Origin of the sequence: Acetobacter malorum, from assembly GCF_002153605.1 — a bacterium.
GTDB lineage: Bacteria > Pseudomonadota > Alphaproteobacteria > Acetobacterales > Acetobacteraceae > Acetobacter > Acetobacter malorum_A.
Map to the genome: position 1 here is coordinate 64,175 of NZ_JOPG01000026.1, position 19,550 is coordinate 83,724.

Below are 19,550 nucleotides of genomic sequence, written 5' to 3' on the forward strand. Positions count from 1 at the left end.
TTCTTTGTTGTTTTTGTAAGAGCCGGAACGCTGCCATCTTGCTGATGGCTTACGCGCTCCTTTTTAACCTGCTGCCGATTTAGCCGTGCGTCGGCATAGAAAACTCAGCCCCGGTCCGAATACCAGCCGGCCAGCGCTGCGTAACAGCCTTCATGCGTGTGAAGAAGCGTATCCCCTCTGGGCCGTGCATATGATGATCCCCAAACAGAGAATCCTTCCATCCTCCAAAAGAATGAAACGCCATCGGTACCGGGATCGGCACGTTAATCCCGACCATTCCTGCCGTGACACGGTGCGTAAAGGTGCGTGCACTATCACCATCCCGCGTAAAGATCGCAGTGCCATTTCCATATGGGCTGCCATTTACAAGCTCGAGCGCCGTTTCAAAATCCGGCGCACGCATCACACACAGAACCGGGCCAAAAATCTCCTCCCGGTAGATCTCCATTTCCGGTGTCACATTATCAAAGAGCGTACCGCCGAGGAAAAAGCCCTTTTCATGCCCTGTCACCACAAGTTCACGCCCATCGACAACCAACGTGGCTCCCTGTTCCACACCGGTATCAATCAGCTGCTTGATTTTTGCCCGGTGCTGCGCAGTGACAACCGGCCCCATCTCGCTGCTGTCATCGGTGCCAGCACCAATCCGGAGCGCCCGGGCCCGCTCTGCAATCATCTCGACAAGCGGGTCCGCCACCGGCCCGACGGCTACAGCAACGGAAATGGCCATACAGCGCTCCCCTGCGGATCCATACGCTGCGCCAATCAGGGCATCGACGGTCTTTTCAAGGTCGCAATCCGGCATAACGATTGCATGGTTTTTCGCCCCGCCAAGGGCCTGCACACGCTTGCCGGCTGCCGTGCCTGTTGCATACACATGTTTTGCAATAGGGGTTGAGCCAACAAAGCTGACGGCCGAGATGGCTGGATGCTCAAGGATGGCATTGACCATATCCTTGTCACCATGCACCACCTGGAACACACCGTCCGGCAGCCCGGCTTCCCTGAAGAGATCCGCCAGCAGAACAGAGGCTGAAGGGTCACGCTCAGAAGGCTTCAAAATGAAGCAGTTCCCCGTCGAAATAGCCATGGGGGCCATCCATAAGGGCACCATAACCGGGAAGTTAAAGGGCGTAATCCCTGCGGCAATGCCCAGCGGCTGGCGCATGGTCCACGCATCAATGCCACGGCTAACCTGCTCGGTATATTCACCTTTGAGAAGCTCCGGAGCTCCCGTGGCGAACTCCACCACTTCCAGACCGCGTGTCACTTCGCCTTTGGCATCTGAGAGCACCTTACCGTGTTCAGCGGTAATAATGGCAGCCAGTTCATCACGATGCGCTTCGATCAAATCGCGCGCTTTAAACAGGATACGTGCACGCGTTAGCGGGGGTGTCTCGGCCCAGTCCGGAAAAGCCTTCTCTGCCGCTGCAATCGCTGCTTCCAGATCGTTCGCATCGCCCAATGCCACCTGATGCGCGACCTCACCCGTTGCCGGGTTAAAAACATCAGAGCGCCGCGTGCCGTGACCCTCCGTATGCTGTCCACCAATAACGTGCGGTATTGTCACCATTTTTTTGCTCCTGCTGTCTAAAAAAATCGAATAGAAAAGGAAGGTTAGTAAGAGGCCGGGACTTCGTGCCGGATGGCTGCTTCTTTTTCCGGCGTGCGCTCACCTGGCCCGATCAGCCGCCGCACCTCCGCAACGCTTTCCTGAGCGGCCTGCGCAAGCAGACGCACATCATTGGAAACCGTAACCAGATCACACCCCCATGAGAGCGCTTTGGCAGCATAAGCTGCCGAACCGTTATGCAATCCCATGCGGAGACCAGCCGCGTGCGCCGTTGTCCTGATATGATGGATTGCTTCAAGCATCTCAGGTTCTTCACGATCAAAACCGGTGCGGTAGCGCCGTCCTGTCAGCCCCAGCGTGAGATCTGCCGGGCCGACATAAACGCCATCCAGACCGGGTGTGCGGACAATCTCTTCCAGATTGCTCATCGCCTCGGCTGTTTCGATCATCGCAAAGCACAGCACTTCATCATCAGCGACAGCCGCATAATCGCTTCCAAGTGCAAAATTTGCCCGCGTGGGCCCGAAACTTCGGCAACCGTGCGGGGGATAGCGAACATAGGACACCAGTCGCTCCGCATCGGCACGGGTATTAACCATAGGGCAGATGACGCCCCATGCCCCGGCATCAAGCGCCTTCATGATAGCGCCCGGCTCAAGCCAGGGGGCACGCACCATAGGGGCTACGCCAGAAGCCCGCAGCGCCTGAAGCATGAGCAGCATGGTCTCATAGCCAACGGCGCCATGCTGCGTGTCAATCGTCACTGAATCATATCCGCAGGACGCCATGATCTCGGCAGAAAAAGAGCTTGCGATAGAGAGCCAGCCGTTGATGGCCCCTCTTCCCTCCGCCCAGATTTTACGTATCGGATTTCTCTGCATTGTCGTCACCCTGTGCCTGCCTGTTCGGCCGGAGAGGCTTAATAAATGACCGGTTCCGGCACAGGCGCGCCAAAATCTGTCTGGAGAAAATCAAAATCGCAGCCTTCATTGGCCTGCCGCATATGGTGGGCAGCCATCCAGCCATAACCGCGCTCATAACGGGGTTTTGGGGGTACCCACGCGGCACGACGCCGTTCCAGTTCGTCCTGCGGAACATCCATCGAAATGGAGCGATTTTCAACATCAATGGAAATGATGTCTCCTGTTTTCAAAAGCGCCAATGGACCGCCGACATAACTCTCCGGAGCCACATGCAGCACGCAGGCCCCATAACTGGTCCCGCTCATGCGGGCGTCCGAAAGGCGCAGCATGTCGCGCACCCCTTGCTTGATCAGCTTTTTGGGGATCGGCAGCATGCCCCACTCCGGCATGCCGGGGCCACCCAACGGTCCTGCATTACGCAGCACGAGAACGTGATCAGGCGTGACATCCAGCGTTTCGTCCTCAACCGCTTTCTTCAGGCTGGGATAGTCATCAAAAACCAGAGCAGGTCCGCTATGTTTATGAAACTTTGGATCACAACAGGCGGGCTTCATCACACAGCCATCAGGCGCAAGGTTTCCGCGCAGTACTGTCAGCGCGCCGCCATCTTTTCCGGTAAACATCGGTTTATCGAGCGGGCGGATCACATCATCGTTATAAACCTCAGCCTTCCCGATATTTTCACCAACCGTTTTGCCCGTTACCGTCAGGCAGGTCAGGTTCAGGAAATCGGAAATCCGGTTCATCAACGCGGCAATGCCGCCCGCGTAATAGAAATCTTCCATCAGGTAGGTCTGACCGGTGGGGCGCACATTGGCGATAACCGGCACCACCCTGCTGGCCCGGTCGAAATCATCAAGACCGATATCAACCCCTGCACGCCGCGCCATGGCAATCACATGGATAATGGCGTTTGTTGAACAGCCCATAGCCATGGCCACAGCAATAGCATTAAAAAATGCTGGTTTTGTCTGAATTTTTGATGGCTTCAGATCTTCCCAAACCATCTCAACAATACGCCGGCCTGAGCTTTTTGCCATCCGGATGTGATTGGAATCAACGGCGGGGATCGAGCTGGCGCCGGGTAATGAGAGGCCAATTGCTTCAGCAATCGCCGTCATGGTGCTGGCCGTGCCCATTGTCATGCAGGTGCCGGCACTCCGGGCAATCCCCGCTTCCACACCTGCCCAGTCTTCCTGCGTGATTTTCCCTGCCCGCAGTTCGTCCCAGTATTTCCAGGAATCGGCGCCAGAACCGAGGGTTTTTCCATGCCAGTTGCCCCGCAGCATTGGCCCTGCGGGCACGTAGATTGCGGGAATGTCCATGCTGGTGGCGCCAAGCAGAAGGCCGGGTGTGGTTTTGTCACACCCGCCCATCAGCACCGCCCCATCCACCGGGTAGGCCCGCAGCAGTTCCTCAGCTTCCATTGCCAGCATGTTGCGATACAACATGGTTGTGGGTTTCATGAAGTTTTCGGAAAGTGAAATGGCCGGGAGTTCCAGCGGAAAGCCGCCAGCCTCCAGTATTCCGCGTTTTACATCTTCTGCCCGCTGCCTGAAATGCATGTGGCAAGGGTTGATGTCCGACCAGGTATTAAGGATGGCAATAACGGGTTTCCCCGCCCAGTCTTGCGGGTCATACCCCATCTGCATTGCGCGGGAACGATGCCCGAAGCTACGTAAATCGGCCGGGCCAAACCATCTCTCACTCCGAAGCTTGCGCTTTTCGGGAGCATTCGCAGCCGCACCTGGCTGAGCTCCGGCATCTTTCGTCATGCTCTCACTCTCCTTGCCCCGCCTTCTCCAAAACAGGGGGCGGGTGTTTGTGCGGCAAGTTAGGACGTGACAGACGAAGGGTGTCCAACTTAGATACAGCATTGATCAAGATAGGATTGATATCGATGCTTCAGCTCACCCAGGTGCGTTGTTTTGTCGCCGTTGCAGAAGAACTTCATTTTGGGCGCGCTGCTACCCGCCTGAATATGACGCAACCGCCCCTCAGCCGGCAGATCCAGCTCCTTGAGCATGCGCTGGGCGTCGCACTGCTGGAACGCACCAGTCGGCATGTGCGCCTGACACAGGCCGGGATTGTCTTCCTGCCGGAAGCCCGACGCCTGCTCCGGGGCGCTGAGGATGCCGTTCTGGCCGCTCGTCGCGCCGGGCGCGGCGCTCTGGGGCAGATTGCCATCGGGTTCACCCCTTCCAGCAGCTACGACTTCCTGCCGCGGCTGATTTCCGCTCTTCAGACCGAGTATCCGGATATTGAACTCATTCTGGAAGAGATGATCACGCGGGATCAGATTACCGCTCTCACGTCAAACCGGCTTGATCTGGCCTTTGTACGGCCCCCCTTTGGCGCAACAGACGTCACTTTCCAGCCCGTCCGGTCCGAACGTATTGTGGCGGCGTTGCCATCCCATCACCCGCTGGCAAGCCATGAAGCCCTCACCCCTATGGATCTGGAAGGGCAGGATCTCATTATGTATTCCGTGCTGGGGGGCGGCTATTTTCACGATCTTGTGCAGCGGCTCCTCGTCAGCGCAAACATCCAGCCGCGGCTGATCCATCACCTCACGCAAATCCATGCCCTTCTCTCCCTCGTTAGAAGCGGCGTGGGCATGGCGCTGATTCCCGAATCCGCATCGCGGCTTGATATCGGAAATGTTATCTGCCGTCCGCTGGCCTTTGGGGATGACATTCTGGCCGAGCTTTACATGGCCCATCGCGCGCAGGACACCAGCCCCCTCCTGCGCAGTGTGATGGCTGTTGTCAGCCAGATTACGAAAGAGACCACACCTGTTCCCGCCCTTCCGTTATAACAGCGCAGCAACGCGCCTCGCCTTTTCCACGCCAGCAATACTCATCCTGCATCGATCCATACGAAGTTTAATTTTGACGTAATCAGATCGCATGCGTTCCCTGTTTTCTGAAAGATCGCGTGACGCTCCGGCACAACACGCACAAAGGAGAAAACAGGGTGACCAGAACAAGAGGGCCGACAAGCTCCACCGTCACACATGCTACAGGAACGTCCGAACCCGCGCGCGTGGGGCAGCGGAGCGCCGTCCGCTATAGTGTCCTTGCGTTGCTGTTCACGATCACCGCTATCAACTACGGAGATCGCGCTACACTGGGGATTGCAGGCACCAACATCTCACAAGATCTTGGCCTTACCCCCATTTCCATGGGCTACATCTTTTCCGCTTTCGGATGGGCCTATGTACTGAATCAGGTGCCCGGCGGCTGGCTGCTGGACCGGTATGGCTCCATTCGCGTTTACGGCGTCAGTCTCTTTGCGTGGTCTGTCTGTACACTGGCCATTGCAGGCATTTCCCATGTTCCTCATGCCCTGATTTTCTCGACCCTCTTTCTGCTCTGGGCCGCTCTGGGGCTTGTGGAAGCACCAACCTTCCCCGCTAACAGCCGCATTGTCTCAAGCTGGTTTCCAACATCAGAGCGTGGTCTGGCCACGTCCATTTTCAATTCTGCGCAGTATGTAGCGGTCGCTTTCTTTGCCCCGCTGATGGGCTGGGTCACCCAGACATTCGGCTGGAAATACATTTTCAGCCTGATGGGTGCGCTGGGCATGGTGCTGGCCATTATCTGGCTGGCCAAAATGTATCCCCCCGCCCGGCATCCCGGCGTGAATGCCGCAGAGCTGGCCTATATGCGCGATGGCGGGGCGCTGGTGGATATTGATGACCGTGCCTTGCAGGTCAAACAGACGCTCACTCGCAAACAGATCCGCTTCATGCTGACCAACAGAACTCTGCTTGGTGTGTATGGTGGCCAGTACTGCATTACGGCGCTGCTGTATTTCTTCCTGACCTGGTTTCCGCTTTACCTCCACCAGTCACGCGGGTTTTCACTCACGGCAACAGGGTTTGCGGCCAGCATTCCGGCTTTGTGCGGCCTTGCGGGGGCAATCTTTGGCGGGGCACTGTCGGACAAGCTGCTGCGGGCCGGTCGTTCTGAAAACATCGCCCGTAAGACGCCCTACGTGCTGGGCATGGCGGTAGCGTCCTCCATTTGTCTGTGCAACTTCATCCAGTCCGGATGGCTGATTGTTGCTGTCATGTCCTTCGCCTTCTTCGGGAAAGGGATTGCGGCCATTGGCTGGGCTGTCATTTCCGATATTGCCCCAAAAGAAACACCCGGCCTTGCGGCTGGCATTTTTAACGGGGTTGGGAATATTGCCGGGATCGTCACGCCCATCGTCATTGGCTATATCGTCGCCTTGACAAAATCCTATGATGGAGCGCTCATTTTCGTCGCCGCACACTGCATCGTGGCGATTGCCCTCTATCTCTTTGTTGTCGGCAAAATACGGAGACTTTCCCTTCCGACCTAAAGCGCTGTTCTCTCATAAAATTGTAAAAATAATAAAAAAGAAGAGACGACCATGTTCAATAATCTCCCTCTGTTAAGTCACGCTCTCTCACGGCGTTCCGCTCTCAAGGGCCTTGCTGGTGGTGTTGCGCTGGGTGCCCTTGGTGTAGCCGGTACCTCACGCGCACTGGCTGCGGACCAGCTCCCGCATCTCCCGGCAAAGGTCATTGCGTCTTCTCCCCGTTTCCTGTGTAACGCCATTGCAGCAACACGGAATGGCACGCTCTTTCTCGGCTCCCCCCGCTGGGAAACCATGGACGATACTCCCGGCGTTTTCCGTGTCTCTTCGGATGGCGCGCTTCAGCCCTTCCCCGGTGGCACGTGGAACCAGTGGACACACAGCGCAGACCCTGCCACGGCGTTTCTAATGGTCAACGGTCTGCACATTTTCAGTGATGATACCTTATGGGTTGTGGATCAGGGTATAGATCCCTCCACAAATACCGCTGTCCCCGGTGGCCAGAAGCTGGTTCAGCTTGATCCGCAAAGCGGCAAGGTTCTGCAAGTTCTGCGCTGGGGTGACGATATCCTGCCCCCGGGTGCGACCATGAATGATCTGCGCATTGCCGGGGATCTCATGTTCATCACAGATTCCGGACTGGGCGGCATTATTGTTCACAATATGCGCAGCGGGAACACTGTGCGACGCCTCTCCGAGCATCCGCTTCTACGGGCCACATACGCCAAGCCCATGATCGGGCGTGACGGACACACGTTCCGGGATAAGGATGGCAAACGCCCCCTTGTCCACTCGGACATGCTGGAAATCACGGCTGACCGAAAATGGTTTTATTTCTCCACCCCCATCGGCCCGCTGCGTCGCCTGCCCACTTCTGCTCTGCTGGACAACAGTCTGACAGATGCCCAACTTGCTGAGAAAATTGAAACCGTGACAGACATGCCCACCATGATGGGAACGGCGATTGATACACTGGACAATTTCTACTTTGCCGATGCAGAACGCGGCCGGATTATGGTGCTGACACCAGAGAAAAAGAAGCTCGTTCTGTTTGAAGACCCGCGACTGGTTGATGGCGATGCGCTGTTTATTACGGCTGATCGCCACATGCTGGTGCCAATTCCGCAGACAGAGCGCCTGCCAGCCAACAACGGCGGTGTAAACGCCCTGAAACCGCCATTCATCAGTCTTTCTTTCCCGCTGCCGGAAACCCTGCATGGCCACCGTCTGGGGAACGTTGTCAGCAGTCTCTGAAAGCCGATCTCAAAATCATCAAAATACTTGGCATTTCTGGCTCTTTTTCCACAGAAACCCGAGAGGACGACACTTATGAGACGCCGTGACGCCTTAAAAGGAGGGCTGGTTCTGTTAGCAACCAGCACGCTGGCCTCCATTTATAAACCTGCTTATTCAAAAACACTTGTTGGTGGAAGCGGCGCATGGAAAGCGCAGCCTCCACCGCCTTTGTCGGTCGTTGATTCCAGTCGACTGGTTTATCTGACACAGGATGAGGCAAAACTGGTGGGCACAGTCTTTGACGTGCTCATTCCTGCCGACGAACTTGGTATGGGTGCGACCGAAGCTGGATGCGTAACCTTCCTTGATCATCAGCTTGCCGGCCCCTTTGGCTCAGCAGCAAAAGACTACAAGCTGGGCCCGGTGGTGGAAGGAACGCCACAGCAGGGTCCACAAAGCATTGCAACACCTGCGGAAATTTACCGCAAAGGGCTGGCTGAGCTAAACACTGTCACCCGGAAAAAATTCGACAAAGCATTTCCGGATCTGAGCGAAGATCAGAAGGTCGCCTTCCTTGAGGGCATGGAAGCCGGAACAATCCAGTTTGAAACCGTGAAAGCCAAAGACTTCTTCACCCTCCTGCTTCAGAACGTGCGTGAAGGATATCTGGCGGACCCAATGTATGGGGGCAACCGCGATATGGTCGGGTGGAAGCTCGTCGGGTTTCCCGGCGCTGTTTATGATTACCGTGACTGGATTGTTTCCAAACGCGGGAAAAAGATTGATGTGCAACCCGTCAGCCTTCTGAGAACGACCTGACAGAGGCCGCGTCCGTCTGACCACTGGAAAAGACGATTTGACGCTCCAGGACACAGTATAAAAACAAGGTGCAGTTCAATGCATTATAAAAGACCAAAAGCCGATGTTGTTATTGTCGGGCTGGGGTGGGCTGGTTCCACCATGGCCGAAGAGCTGACCCGCGCAGGCCTGAATGTTGTGGCCATTGAACGCGGAGCATGGCGCGATACTTCAACAAGTTTTCCTACAACGCGTAACCCGGATGAGTTAAGTGGCTCTATCCGCAAGGACATTCTTCAGGCCCCTGTCACGGAAACCTATACGGTCCGGAACCGGCCGGGCGAGACAGCGCTCCCGCTCCGCAAATACCATAATCTCACTCTGGGCAATAACGTTGGCGGGGCCGGAACCCACTGGGCGGGTGCCAGCTGGCGCTGGCAGTCCTTTGACCACCAGCCTTATAGCCGTGTTATGGAGCGTTATGGTGCCAAGCAACTAGTAGACGGCCTGATCCTGCAGGATTGGGGGGCGTCATATCATGATCTGGAACCGTTCTATGATCGCTTTGAGAAAATTGCGGGCACATCCGGCACAGCTGGCGTCATCAATGGCGTAAAGCAGCCCGGCGGCAATCCTTTTGAAGATTCCCGGACAAGCCCCTACCCCACTCCCGCTCTGGAACGCACACGCGCCAATATTCTGTTTTCAGAAGCCACAACACGGATGGGCTACTCACCTTTCCCCGTTCCCTCCGCCATGATCGGCGGCCCCTACACCAACGCACTCGGCATCAATCTGGCTCCCTGCACCTACTGTGGCTATTGCCAGCTTTACGGATGTGGCAACTGGTCCAAATCCAGCCCGAACATCTGCATTCTGCCTGTCCTCATGCAGCGTCCCAATTTTACAGTGGTCACAGAGTCCGAAGTTGTGCGGATTAACACGACGGCTGATAAAAAAATGGCCACCGGCGTCACGTTTGTGGATTCAGATGGCAACATTGGGGAACAGCCAGCCGATATTGTCATTACCGCGACCTTCACGCTTGATAACACGCGGCTCCTGCTCCTGTCGGGGATCAGCACGCCTTACGATGTCAATACGGGGCAAGGCGTTGTGGGCCGTGCCTTCACGTTTCAGACCCTTTCCTGGGCCTTCATGTTTTTTGAAAATGAATATCTCAATCCGTTCATGAACACGGGTGCGCTTGCAACCCAGATTGACGATTTCAACGGCGATAACTTTGACCATACCGGGCTGGGATTTATCGGCGGGGCTGGCATTCAGTCCCTGTGTAATCAAGGGCTTCCCATTGGCATGTCCGGCCTTGTGCCGGAAGGCAGTCCACGATGGGGTAAAGGCTGGAAAAAGGCTTTTCAGAAAAGCTACCAGAATTACGCGCAAATTCAGGGTCAGGGCACCAATTTTGCGCATCGTGAGCAGTTTATGGATCTGGACCCAACCTACAAGGATCGGTTTGGGCAGCCCCTCCTGCGTATTACCTACGACTATAATGAAAATGACCGCCGCTCAGGCCGGTTTATTCGCGATAAATGTGTGGAAATCGCCAAAGAAATGGGAGCGCGCGAAATCAAAGGCGTTTCTCTGGCTGACGATCCCTATTCAGGCTACACCCCATGGGATTCCTCTCATGTTCAGGGCGGTGTGGTCATGGGAGAAGACCCGAGAACCAGTGTGCAAAACCGCTATCAGCAGAACTGGGACGTGCCCAATCTGTTCGTCATCGGCGCATCCTCTTTCCCCAACAATGCCGGATATAATCCTACGGTTGCTGTGGGCGCAACGACCCTATGGACGGCAAAGGCCATTAAGGACCTTTACCTCAAAAACCCTGGCCCACTGGTGAGATTATAATCATGACACGAAATCTGTTTCAGCGTGCTCTGCGCATCAGTTTTCACAGTGGCTTTATGCTCTCTCTTGCGGCTCTTCCGGTCAACGTGGTCCACGCGCAAAATGCACCAGTCAATGCGCGCATGGAACATGGCCGTTACCTCGCCGTTGCGGGGGACTGCCTTGCTTGCCATACAGCTGCGGATGGTAAGCCTTTTGCCGGTGGTCTTGATCTGAAAACACCTTTTGGCATCATCACCACCAGCAATATTACCTCTGACAAAGAGACGGGCATTGGCAACTGGACATTCCAGCAGTTTGATGATGCTGTGCGCCACGGCAAAGGACCGAATGGGCACCTTTACCCTGCCATGCCCTACACGGCTTACAGCCAGATTACCGATGCCGACATTGCCGATCTGTGGGAATATATCCGCACTCTTCCCCCAGTAAACCACAAGGTGGAGAGTAATAAGCTCCCCTTCCCTTACAATATCCGCACGCTGCTCGTGTTCTGGAACCTTTTGTTCTTTAAGGATGCCGCTTTTGTGCCCGATAATTCAAAGAGCGCCGAAATCAATCGTGGCGCCTATCTGGTCCAAAGCCTCGGACATTGTGGCACATGCCACACCCCCAAGAATGCCCTTGGCGGGGATACAAAGGATACGTTCCAGGGAGCATCCCTTCAGGGGTGGTTTGCGCCCGACCTCACCAACAATGCCCATACCGGCCTCGGACAATGGACTGCGGACGACATCGTGACGTATCTGCGCAGCGGTACCAATCGCTATACCGCAGCCTCCGGCCCCATGACGGAAGCCATCGTAAATTCCACACAGCACCTGACGGACGCAGATTTGCAGGCTATTGCCGCCTATTTCAAATCCTTACCGCCCCGAACGGTCTCCCCACCCCAGCCCCTGCCAGCCTCCAATGCACAGGTCACAGCGGGACAGCGCGACTTTATGGTAGAATGTAGCGCCTGCCATCGGAGCAGTGGCGCGGGTATCTCGAACATGATCCCGGACCTCCGGAACAACCCTGCCGTCAAAGCTCAAAACCCGGATAGCCTGCTTAATATCGTGCTGAAAGGAACAGAAGGGCCGGCCACTCTCGCCAATCCCACCGGTGCCGCAATGCCTGGCTTCGGCTGGAAATTGCAGGATGAGCAGATTGCTAACGTTCTGACTTACATCCGCAATAGCTGGGGCAATGCCGCTCCGGCTCTTTCCGCAGCAGATGTCAGCAAGGCACGCGCCGCAATCAACGCCCAGCCAGCCGTCCCACGCTGACCACCACAATCGTCAGACCTCAGAGCATTTTCAGTCCGCAATCCCTGAATGCGTGACTGGAAATACTCTGTTCATTTGTGAAAACAATACACGCAGCCCCCTCTCTGCTGACCATTACATGGGCCTCTCGCCTTGTGAGGACGACCTGAACCATGCTTCATTCGTCCTAACGAAACCCCATACCCGTAAAGCCCATGTGGAAATATTTATATAACGTGGTTGCTCTGGTTCCTTTTTTGGCACTCTCACCAATCACCACGTATGCCCACAGCCTCCCTGAACCGGGACTGCCTGTCCGCTCTATAAATCCCGGGGGGAACGAAAAAGTTGTTAACATCCCCCTGAGTGACGGTAGCTCTATAAGAGCTCTTTTTTCCGCCCCCACACAGCCAAAGGCGACAATTATCATGTTTCCCGGTGGCTCTGGCGACATTGGTCTGGGGCTGGATGGCAGCATCCGGCACGGGGAAAATTTTGTTGTCCGGACGCGAGAACTATGGAACCAGCGCCACTACGCAATCCTTATTCCAGATACAGTTAACTCTCTAAATCTGAGGGGACACCGCAGCTCCGCATCCTATGAGCGTATTATTGAAGATCTCCTGACCTTTGCGCAGCAAGAAAAAACCGGTCCTGTTTTTCTTCTTGGCACAAGTCAGGGTGCAATCGCTGCTGCCAACGGTGCAGCTCATGCACCGCCTACTGCTCTTGCTGGCGTTGTGCTGAGTGAAGCAGTCTCCGTTATGGGCGGCAGCAAAGAAACTGTTTTTAGTGCCACCCCGCAGGACATTCATGCCCCGGTCCTCATAGTTGCCAATCATACTGACCGCTGCAATGTGGCTCCTCCACAAGAAGCAAGTCCTATTGCTGCTTCTATGACAGGCAGTTCAGACGTGCAGATATTAAGAGTTACTGGAGGATCAACCCTCTCGAAAAAGACGTGTGGCTCTCTTAGTCCGCATGGTTACTTTGGTATTGAAGACGATGTCATTACCAAAATCAGTGCGTGGATGGAGACAAAATTAAGATAAGCCGCTTCATAGCAAAACCAGAATATTATGGATTTTCCGAGTGTCGGGACGCGAGACGGTGACCCGCCGGAAATCCATGAGAACACGCTTGCCAAGCGATCCCGAAACCACAGGCCAGAAGGCTTAGCATCGCCCACGGGAAAGAGGACGCTCCCCACAGATCAAGCAGAGCCCCTCCCAACAGACCACCTCCGGCAATAGCACTGTTCCAGGCAACGACATTCATGGACAATGCCACATCGGCTCCGTCTCCTGCCGCATCAGCCAGCGCAGTTTGCAGCAATGTCGCCGCCCCACCGAAGGTGAGTCCCCATACCGTGACACCTGCCCAGATTGCCACCGGAGAGTTCGCTCCAATAGTAAACGCAGCGCAGACCATTGCGAAAACAGCCAGACTGACCAAAACCGCTTTACGCAACGCATGGTCTACCAGTCGTCCGGTCAGACCGATCCCCCCAAGGGCCGCAACACCGAAAACCAGCAGCACAAGATCCGCTTTCCCCGCCAGACCTGATGGCACAAGGAAAGGCACGATGTAGGTGTAGAGAATGTTGTGCGCGAACATCCACGTCAGCACCACCGCCAAAACTGATCTGACCCCGGGCATCATCAGAACATGCCGGAATGGAAGACGCTCCGTGTGGGGTGTTCCCGGAAAATCCGGCACCGTGGCCAGCACCCAGCCAACCAGCAGCAAAGTGAAGGCCGACATCACGCCAAATGCCAGTCGCCATCCCAACGCAGCACCCAGCCATGTGCCTGCTGGAACCCCAAGAGACAACGCAACAGGTGTACCCACCATGGCAATAGCCAGCGCCTGCCCCTGCTGGGCCCGCGTTACCATCCGCCGCGCATAACCGGCCAGTAGAGCCCATGCCAGACCAGCAGCAGCTCCTGCACAGTAGCGGGCGACAAGTGTCAGCCAGTAATTGGATGAAAACGCCGTGACAGAATTGAATATCAGAAAGCCGATAATCGCCAGAAGCAACACGGCGCGCCGTCGCCATCTTTGAGTAGCGAGGGTAAGTGGAATGGCCGCACTCAGGGAACCCACTGCATAAGCCGTAACCATCTGACCGGCATAGGCAGCAGACACATGCAGGCCGGAGCTAATCTCAGGCAACAGGCCTGCAGGCAGCGTTTCCGTCATGATGCAAAGAAACCCGGTCATCGCGAGTGCCAGAAGACTAGCAACCGGCAAGCGGTTGTCAGACGTTGAGAGGAGATTTTCGGCCATCTGGGACTCACATAAATAGATCGGTCGATACAGATATATGAATATCGACCGTGCAGGCAACGGCTTTCTCTATGAAAAGGCAGAAAACACGATTTCTATATCATTCGATACAAAATTAACTTGCATTTCACCCCAACCTTATTCTGTATTGAACGGTACAGAATAAGGGAAACACGACATGGAAGATTTTGCAGGCAAAAAAGCCTTCATCATTGGCGGTAGCCGCGGGATTGGTGCCGCTATCGTGCGACGTCTGGCAAGTGAAGGTGCATCAGTGCGTTTCACATGGGCCGGATCACGCACAAAAGCCGAGGACCTCGCCCGCCAGACCGGCACAGAAGCCATTCAGGCGGATGCTACTGACCGTTCAGCCATTGTCACCGCCACACGGGATGCAGGCCCCATCGACATTTTCGTCTTCAATGCCGGAATCTGCATTGCGGGAGACCCGCTAACGCTCAACCCTGATGACGTTGACCGCATGATCGATATCAACATTCGAGCAGCCTATCATTGTGCAATTGAAGCCGCCCGTTCCATGCCGGACGGTGGTCGAATTATCCTGATCGGCTCTACAAACGCCAACCGTGTCCCCTTCAAGGGACTGGCCGCTTACAGCATGACAAAATCTGCCCTGCAAAGCATGGTGCGCGGTCTGGCGCGAGACTTTGGAGAGCGACACATCACGGTCAACGTCATCCAGCCCGGCCCAACCGATACGGACATGAACCCGGCAAATGGTCCGGAGGCTGACCTCATGCACAGCGTTATGGCCATCAAGGAACATGGCTCGGCAGAGGATGTTGCGGCTTATGTGTCGTTTCTGGCCGGACATGCGGCGCGCGGCATTACCGGGGCAATGCAGACCATTGATGGAGGCTTTAGCGCATAACGCTGGAAATCCAGTTCCGGACCGCTTAGTATAGAAAATTCTTCACACAGACGGAGACAAGACATGGCCCGGACAGGACGGCCCCGCGAGTTTGACCGGGACAAGGCGCTGGATGCCGCGCTCACGCTGTTCTGGACGCAGGGTTATGAACCAACCTCTCTGAACCAGCTCAAAGCCTGTATGGGCAATATTTCGCCAGCAAGTTTTTATGCTGCGTTTGGTTCGAAGGAAGCTCTGTTCCGTGAAGTCGTGCAGCGTTATGTGGAAACTTACGGGCAGGTGATGGCCCCACTGTGGGATGAAACACTCCCACCGCGGGATGCCATCGAACAAACACTCCGGCGCTCTGCCCGCATGCAGACAACCCGTTCCCACCCGACCGGCTGCCTGATTGTGCTGGGCGCGTCCAACTGCTCGCCTGAAAACCAGCCTGTGCAGACCCTTCTGGCAGCCGAGAGGAAGCGGAGCCGAAAAGGATTTCAGGCCTGTGTGACACGGGCCGTGGAACAGGGTGAACTCCCCGACACACCACTCACCGAAGCCCTGCCCACTTTATTCTCAACCTTTCTCCACGGCATGGCCTGTGAAGCTCGGGATGGCGACAGGCCAAAGAAACTGGACGCAGCCATTACAACACTTATGCAGGTCTGGGACAGCCTTGCCGTGCACCCAAAAGGCATGTCTGCCGCCCTAAAGCTCTCCTGACGGTCCTATAGACCGTCATTCTGTTAACATAATATCTATACCGATCAGTCTTAAATTTATTGACGGACCCTCTCACCCAACTTATGTATCGATCAGTCTTTAAATAAGTCATCTCAACCCGACAGCCTGCGCCTCACAAACACCCTCAAAGGAAATTGGTCATGACCCAGAAGTATGCAGCTCTTGTCACGGGCGCTAATCGCGGGATCGGTTATAGTATCGCAAAGCATCTTATTGCAGCAGGTGTTGATGTGATTGGCACCTATCACACGAATGAAGCTGAAGCGAAATCCGCGGAGGAAGCTCTCAGCACTGACGCCGCAAAATTACGTATGCTACCTCTGGATATTTCAGACCACACTACTTTTCCGACATTCACAGCACATGTCAGAAAGCTCCTTGAGGAAGACCTTACCCAGACTACGTTAAAATACATTGTCCAGAATGCAGGGAATATCATTCACACGTGTTTTGATATGGCGACACCCGAACAGCTCGATAATCAGTACACCATTCACTTCAAGGGCCCGTATCTGCTGACCGTAGCCCTTCTGCCGTTCCTCTGTAATGGCGGCCATATTCTGAACATTACCTCGGCGGCCACACGTTTTTATCTGCCTGATCATGGTCCTTATTCAGCCATGAAAGGGGCAACCGAAGTGATCTCGCTTTATATGGCAAAAGAACTTGGTGAACGTCGCATTACCGTCAATGCCGTAGCACCCGGGGCTATTGCGTCTGACTTTGGTGGTGGGCTGGTGCGTGACAACGCTGAGGTGAACAATAGTCTGGCAGAAATCACCCCTCTTGGTCGTGTCGGGCAACCGGATGACATTGGCGCGGCCGTGGCAGCTCTTCTCTCTGACAACATGCAGTGGGTTAATGGGCAGAGGATCGAAGTCACTGGTGGCCAGTCACTGTAACACGAGCCAGAATTGATTAAGGAAAATACGATGATAGACGTTATGGCCAGCAGCGTTCTCAATGCCCCTCTTGCCGCCGTCTGGCCCCTTATCCGGGATTTTGGCGCCATCGGGACATGGCTGCCGGGTGTTAAAAGCTGCCATATCGAAGGGAATGATCCGGGCGATCGCGTCGGCGCTATTCGGTGCCTTGAGATGGGTGACGTCGGTCTTATCCGTGAACAGCTTCTCGCCCTGTCCGACACCGATCATGCGGTGACATTCTCGATTATTGAATCAGCACTGCCCATCTGGAATTATCGTTCGACACTCATGCTGTTGCCCGTAACAAATGGCGACCGCACCTTTATCCGCTGGAAAGGACAGTTTGAAGCGGATCCCGAGCATGCTTCTGCCATGCAGACGCGCATGCCCACCCAGATTTACCAGCCGGCATTTGATCGTCTGGCTGGCAGGTTATCTGGCAAATAACCTGCTGCCAGAACTTTCCCTCAAAACAGATCACGCGCCGCTGTCGCAAAGCTGGGAGATAACGGCAAAAGAGGTGTCAGCGTAGACTGCCACGCGTGATAAAGATCAGCCTTGCCGGGATAAACAACCTCAGAGGGCTGGTTATCGGCATCAACTTCCTGAATCCAGCCACCCTGCTCGCGATCAATCATGCAAAGATCAATATAATCCCAGATTGTCCGATACCATGTCTCATATCGTGCATGGCCAGTCCGTTTTAAAAGTGCCGCAGCTGCGGTCAGCGCTTCGGCCTGAACCCAGTGGGTCGATTTTCAATCACGGGAACCAGATCATTATCGACCGTGTAAAGAAGGCCTCCCTTCCCGTTCCTGCTCCACCCAGCCGACATGCCACTTTCAAACAGCGCAGTGCTGTCTGTCAGCAACCATTCCGGAGCAGCACCTTCTTCACGCAGGAAAGCAGCCTCCAGCTTAAGCAACAAATGAGACCATTCCACAAAGTGCCCCGGTGTTAACCCATAGGGGCGCAAGTCATCAGCGGGCTGATCCTCATGATAGTGTGACAGGTATTGCCACTGGCGATCATAGTGCTCACGCACCACATAGTTCGCCTTACGAGCCAAATCATGAATAAAGCGTTGGACTATGCGCAAGGCGCGATGTCGCCAGACAGAATCACCCGTAACATCAGCAAGAGCCATACAGGCTTCTACTGAGTGCATGTTGGAGTTTGCGCCCCGATAATCTTCCTCATCAGTCCAGCATGCAGAAAAACTCTCGCGGAAAACGCCTTCTTCTTCACTCCAGAAATGCTTTTCCCACACTGATGTTGCCAGCTCTAAAAGCTGCTCAGCGCCAGAAATACGCGCCACGACTGCTGTGGACCCCACGAGACATACAAAAGCGTGCAAATAGTTCTGCTTACGGGTCTGCTCGCTTGTCGGGCAGCCATTAGTCAGACCGCCAAACCATCCTTCATGTTCTGCGTCACGCAAAGGTCCCAGAAGAGACCGCACGCCGTGCGTCGCCAAAGCCAGACACCCCGGCACACCGCGCAGGCCGCCAATCGCATAAGAATGCGTCATCCGCGCTGTGAGCGTCGTGTCCGGCTGCGCGTTGGGCACGAGGGCGCCTTTGTTATCCAAAGGTCCAAAGCCCACGCTCAAGCGAGAGGCCTTGGAAAAATCAAGCAACCTTAGCCCCTGATGTTCCAGCCAGTAGCGGTGCGGTGTAGAGCGTAGCCAGCTTGACGCAGGCACCATCAGGGAAGGCAGCATTTCAGCCATTGACGATTTTCCCGCCATTTACATGCAAGGTCTGCCCTGTCACGAAGCTTGAATCTGCGGAAGCCAGATACACGTAAGCCGGCCCCAGCTCCGCAGGCTCACCACAGCGGCCCATTGGTGTATCGGCTCCCAGATCAGCCACAGCCTCAGGATCAACCGGCCCCCAGCTGGCAGGCTGGAGGGGTGTCCAGACCGGCCCCGGTGCCACAGCATTAACACGGATGCCTTTGTCCGCAAGCTGTAGCGCAAGGGCGCGCGTAAAGCCCATCTCAGCAGCTTTGGTGGTCGTATACGCAACCAGAGATTTATTGCCTGCAAAAGCGTTAATGGAGGACGTCGATATGATTGCGGCACCCTTTTTTAAATGGGGGAGAGCCGCGCGGGTTATATAGAAATACCCGTTGATATTGACATCCATATGATGCTGCCAGACTTCATCGGTAATGTCTGTCAGATCTTCACTGACGTATTGTACCCCGGCATTGTTCACGATGATATCAAGACCGCCCAGAATCTTCACCGTTTCGGCCACAGCATCATTACAGAAAGCACTGCTCGCAACATCACCCGCAATCGCAAGAGCTTTGCGTCCTTCAGCTTCAATGAGCCGCACCGTTTCCTGCGCATCTTCATGTTCATCGAAATAGAGGATGGAGACATCCGCTCCCTCCCGGGCAAAATGAAGTGCTGCTGCACGACCAATGCCGCTATCACCCCCGGTAATCAGCGCCTTTTTCCCATCAAGCTTACCGCTTCCTTTATAATCAGGACGGATATGGACCGCCAAAGGCTTCATGAGTTTTTCAACGCCCGGCTGATGGTCCTGGCTTTGGGGGGGGATGGTAAATGTCATTAACCTGCTCCTAAAAACTTTTCCATGCGGAAACATTTAGTGTTAGCGAGAGGCTTGAGTGAAAGTTTCATGGAAACTCGTCATACCACACATGAACTGGTATTTTTTCTTTCTGCTAAACACAAAATGA

16 protein-coding genes and 1 pseudogene are annotated in these 19,550 nt (G+C 55.1%); 11 read left to right on the plus strand and 6 right to left on the minus strand.

Annotated features, from left to right (window positions below; all coding sequences use genetic code 11):
* Positions 1-79 precede the first annotated feature (79 nt).
* The 3 genes from HK23_RS11210 to araD are packed head-to-tail and all read right to left on the minus strand — an operon-like array spanning position 80 to position 4,271.
* On the minus strand, positions 80-1,573 hold the full coding sequence (locus tag HK23_RS11210; RefSeq protein ID WP_086654020.1) for a CoA-acylating methylmalonate-semialdehyde dehydrogenase: 1,494 nt from the start codon (positions 1,571-1,573) through the stop codon (positions 80-82).
* 44 nt (positions 1,574-1,617) lie between these two features.
* A complete protein-coding gene (locus HK23_RS11215) occupies positions 1,618-2,454 on the minus strand; it encodes an HpcH/HpaI aldolase family protein (RefSeq protein ID WP_086654021.1) in 837 nt (278 codons plus the stop codon).
* 38 nt (positions 2,455-2,492) lie between these two features.
* Positions 2,493-4,271: an L-arabinonate dehydratase gene (gene araD, locus HK23_RS11220; RefSeq protein WP_063908579.1), complete on the minus strand. Its 1,779-nt coding sequence runs from the start codon at positions 4,269-4,271 to the stop codon at positions 2,493-2,495.
* A gap of 125 nt (positions 4,272-4,396) precedes the next feature.
* Here araD and HK23_RS11225 point away from each other — a divergent pair, with 125 nt between their 5' ends.
* The 7 genes from HK23_RS11225 (at position 4,397) to HK23_RS11255 (ending at position 13,054) form a co-directional block, all read left to right on the plus strand.
* The gene (locus HK23_RS11225) at positions 4,397-5,314 is read left to right on the plus strand and encodes a LysR family transcriptional regulator (protein ID WP_086654022.1); all 918 of its coding nucleotides are present in this window, start codon (positions 4,397-4,399) and stop codon (positions 5,312-5,314) included.
* 158 nt (positions 5,315-5,472) lie between these two features.
* On the plus strand, positions 5,473-6,846 hold the full coding sequence (locus HK23_RS11230; RefSeq protein ID WP_086654023.1) for an MFS transporter: 1,374 nt from the start codon (positions 5,473-5,475) through the stop codon (positions 6,844-6,846).
* Between the two features lie 51 nt (positions 6,847-6,897).
* Complete coding sequence (locus HK23_RS11235; protein WP_086654024.1) at positions 6,898-8,097, plus strand: SMP-30/gluconolactonase/LRE family protein; 1,200 nt, start codon at positions 6,898-6,900, stop codon at positions 8,095-8,097.
* A 75-nt stretch (positions 8,098-8,172) separates the two neighbouring features.
* The gene (locus tag HK23_RS11240; protein ID WP_063908583.1) at positions 8,173-8,898 is read left to right on the plus strand and encodes a gluconate 2-dehydrogenase subunit 3 family protein; all 726 of its coding nucleotides are present in this window, start codon (positions 8,173-8,175) and stop codon (positions 8,896-8,898) included.
* Between the two features lie 78 nt (positions 8,899-8,976).
* Positions 8,977-10,752: a GMC family oxidoreductase gene (locus tag HK23_RS11245; protein WP_086654025.1), complete on the plus strand. Its 1,776-nt coding sequence runs from the start codon at positions 8,977-8,979 to the stop codon at positions 10,750-10,752.
* A gap of 2 nt (positions 10,753-10,754) precedes the next feature.
* Positions 10,755-12,023 carry a c-type cytochrome gene (locus tag HK23_RS11250; RefSeq protein WP_086654026.1) on the plus strand — a complete coding sequence of 423 codons (1,269 nt, stop codon included), beginning with the start codon at positions 10,755-10,757 and terminating at the stop codon, positions 12,021-12,023.
* Between the two features lie 407 nt (positions 12,024-12,430).
* Positions 12,431-13,054, plus strand: a complete 624-nt coding sequence (locus tag HK23_RS11255; RefSeq protein ID WP_086654027.1) for an alpha/beta fold hydrolase — start codon at positions 12,431-12,433, stop codon at positions 13,052-13,054.
* 25 nt (positions 13,055-13,079) lie between these two features.
* On the opposite strand, the gene HK23_RS11260 is transcribed toward HK23_RS11255, so the two are convergent.
* The gene (locus HK23_RS11260) at positions 13,080-14,291 is read right to left on the minus strand and encodes an MFS transporter (protein ID WP_086654028.1); all 1,212 of its coding nucleotides are present in this window, start codon (positions 14,289-14,291) and stop codon (positions 13,080-13,082) included.
* Between the two features lie 178 nt (positions 14,292-14,469).
* Here HK23_RS11260 and bdcA point away from each other — a divergent pair, with 178 nt between their 5' ends.
* From bdcA to HK23_RS11280, 4 genes are all read left to right on the plus strand, one after another.
* Positions 14,470-15,183 (plus strand): SDR family oxidoreductase, encoded by a 714-nt coding sequence (gene bdcA, locus HK23_RS11265; RefSeq protein ID WP_086654029.1) that lies wholly within the window; start codon positions 14,470-14,472, stop codon positions 15,181-15,183.
* Positions 15,184-15,246: 63 nt separating this feature from the next.
* A complete protein-coding gene (locus tag HK23_RS11270) occupies positions 15,247-15,888 on the plus strand; it encodes a TetR/AcrR family transcriptional regulator (protein ID WP_086654030.1) in 642 nt (213 codons plus the stop codon).
* Positions 15,889-16,049: 161 nt separating this feature from the next.
* Complete coding sequence (locus HK23_RS11275) at positions 16,050-16,811, plus strand: SDR family NAD(P)-dependent oxidoreductase (protein ID WP_086654031.1); 762 nt, start codon at positions 16,050-16,052, stop codon at positions 16,809-16,811.
* 30 nt (positions 16,812-16,841) lie between these two features.
* Positions 16,842-17,282 (plus strand): SRPBCC family protein, encoded by a 441-nt coding sequence (locus HK23_RS11280; protein ID WP_086654032.1) that lies wholly within the window; start codon positions 16,842-16,844, stop codon positions 17,280-17,282.
* 20 nt (positions 17,283-17,302) lie between these two features.
* On the opposite strand, the pseudogene HK23_RS11285 reads toward HK23_RS11280, so the two are convergent.
* Together HK23_RS11285 and HK23_RS11290 are read right to left on the minus strand one after the other, a co-directional pair.
* A pseudogene (locus HK23_RS11285) lies at positions 17,303-18,567 on the minus strand (AGE family epimerase/isomerase).
* The gene (locus tag HK23_RS11290) at positions 18,560-19,420 is read right to left on the minus strand and encodes a glucose 1-dehydrogenase (protein ID WP_063907575.1); all 861 of its coding nucleotides are present in this window, start codon (positions 19,418-19,420) and stop codon (positions 18,560-18,562) included. The pseudogene HK23_RS11285 and the gene HK23_RS11290 overlap by 8 nt, the downstream one beginning before the upstream one ends.
* Positions 19,421-19,550 lie beyond the last annotated feature (130 nt).

What these genes read in the sequence shown, in the direction of transcription:
- HK23_RS11210 (WP_086654020.1), bottom strand. Translation starts at nt 1,573, where the DNA reads ATGGTGACAATACCGCACGTTATTGGTGGACAGCATACGGAGGGTCAC.
- HK23_RS11215 (WP_086654021.1), bottom strand. Translation starts at nt 2,454, where the DNA reads ATGCAGAGAAATCCGATACGTAAAATCTGGGCGGAGGGAAGAGGGGCC.
- araD (WP_063908579.1), bottom strand. Translation starts at nt 4,271, where the DNA reads ATGACGAAAGATGCCGGAGCTCAGCCAGGTGCGGCTGCGAATGCTCCC.
- HK23_RS11225 (WP_086654022.1), top strand. Translation starts at nt 4,397, where the DNA reads ATGCTTCAGCTCACCCAGGTGCGTTGTTTTGTCGCCGTTGCAGAAGAA.
- HK23_RS11235 (WP_086654024.1), top strand. Translation starts at nt 6,898, where the DNA reads ATGTTCAATAATCTCCCTCTGTTAAGTCACGCTCTCTCACGGCGTTCC.
- HK23_RS11240 (WP_063908583.1), top strand. Translation starts at nt 8,173, where the DNA reads ATGAGACGCCGTGACGCCTTAAAAGGAGGGCTGGTTCTGTTAGCAACC.
- HK23_RS11245 (WP_086654025.1), top strand. Translation starts at nt 8,977, where the DNA reads ATGCATTATAAAAGACCAAAAGCCGATGTTGTTATTGTCGGGCTGGGG.
- HK23_RS11250 (WP_086654026.1), top strand. Translation starts at nt 10,755, where the DNA reads ATGACACGAAATCTGTTTCAGCGTGCTCTGCGCATCAGTTTTCACAGT.
- HK23_RS11255 (WP_086654027.1), top strand. Translation starts at nt 12,431, where the DNA reads ATGTTTCCCGGTGGCTCTGGCGACATTGGTCTGGGGCTGGATGGCAGC.
- HK23_RS11260 (WP_086654028.1), bottom strand. Translation starts at nt 14,291, where the DNA reads ATGGCCGAAAATCTCCTCTCAACGTCTGACAACCGCTTGCCGGTTGCT.
- bdcA (WP_086654029.1), top strand. Translation starts at nt 14,470, where the DNA reads ATGGAAGATTTTGCAGGCAAAAAAGCCTTCATCATTGGCGGTAGCCGC.
- HK23_RS11270 (WP_086654030.1), top strand. Translation starts at nt 15,247, where the DNA reads ATGGCCCGGACAGGACGGCCCCGCGAGTTTGACCGGGACAAGGCGCTG.
- HK23_RS11275 (WP_086654031.1), top strand. Translation starts at nt 16,050, where the DNA reads ATGACCCAGAAGTATGCAGCTCTTGTCACGGGCGCTAATCGCGGGATC.
- HK23_RS11280 (WP_086654032.1), top strand. Translation starts at nt 16,842, where the DNA reads ATGATAGACGTTATGGCCAGCAGCGTTCTCAATGCCCCTCTTGCCGCC.
- HK23_RS11290 (WP_063907575.1), bottom strand. Translation starts at nt 19,420, where the DNA reads ATGACATTTACCATCCCCCCCCAAAGCCAGGACCATCAGCCGGGCGTT.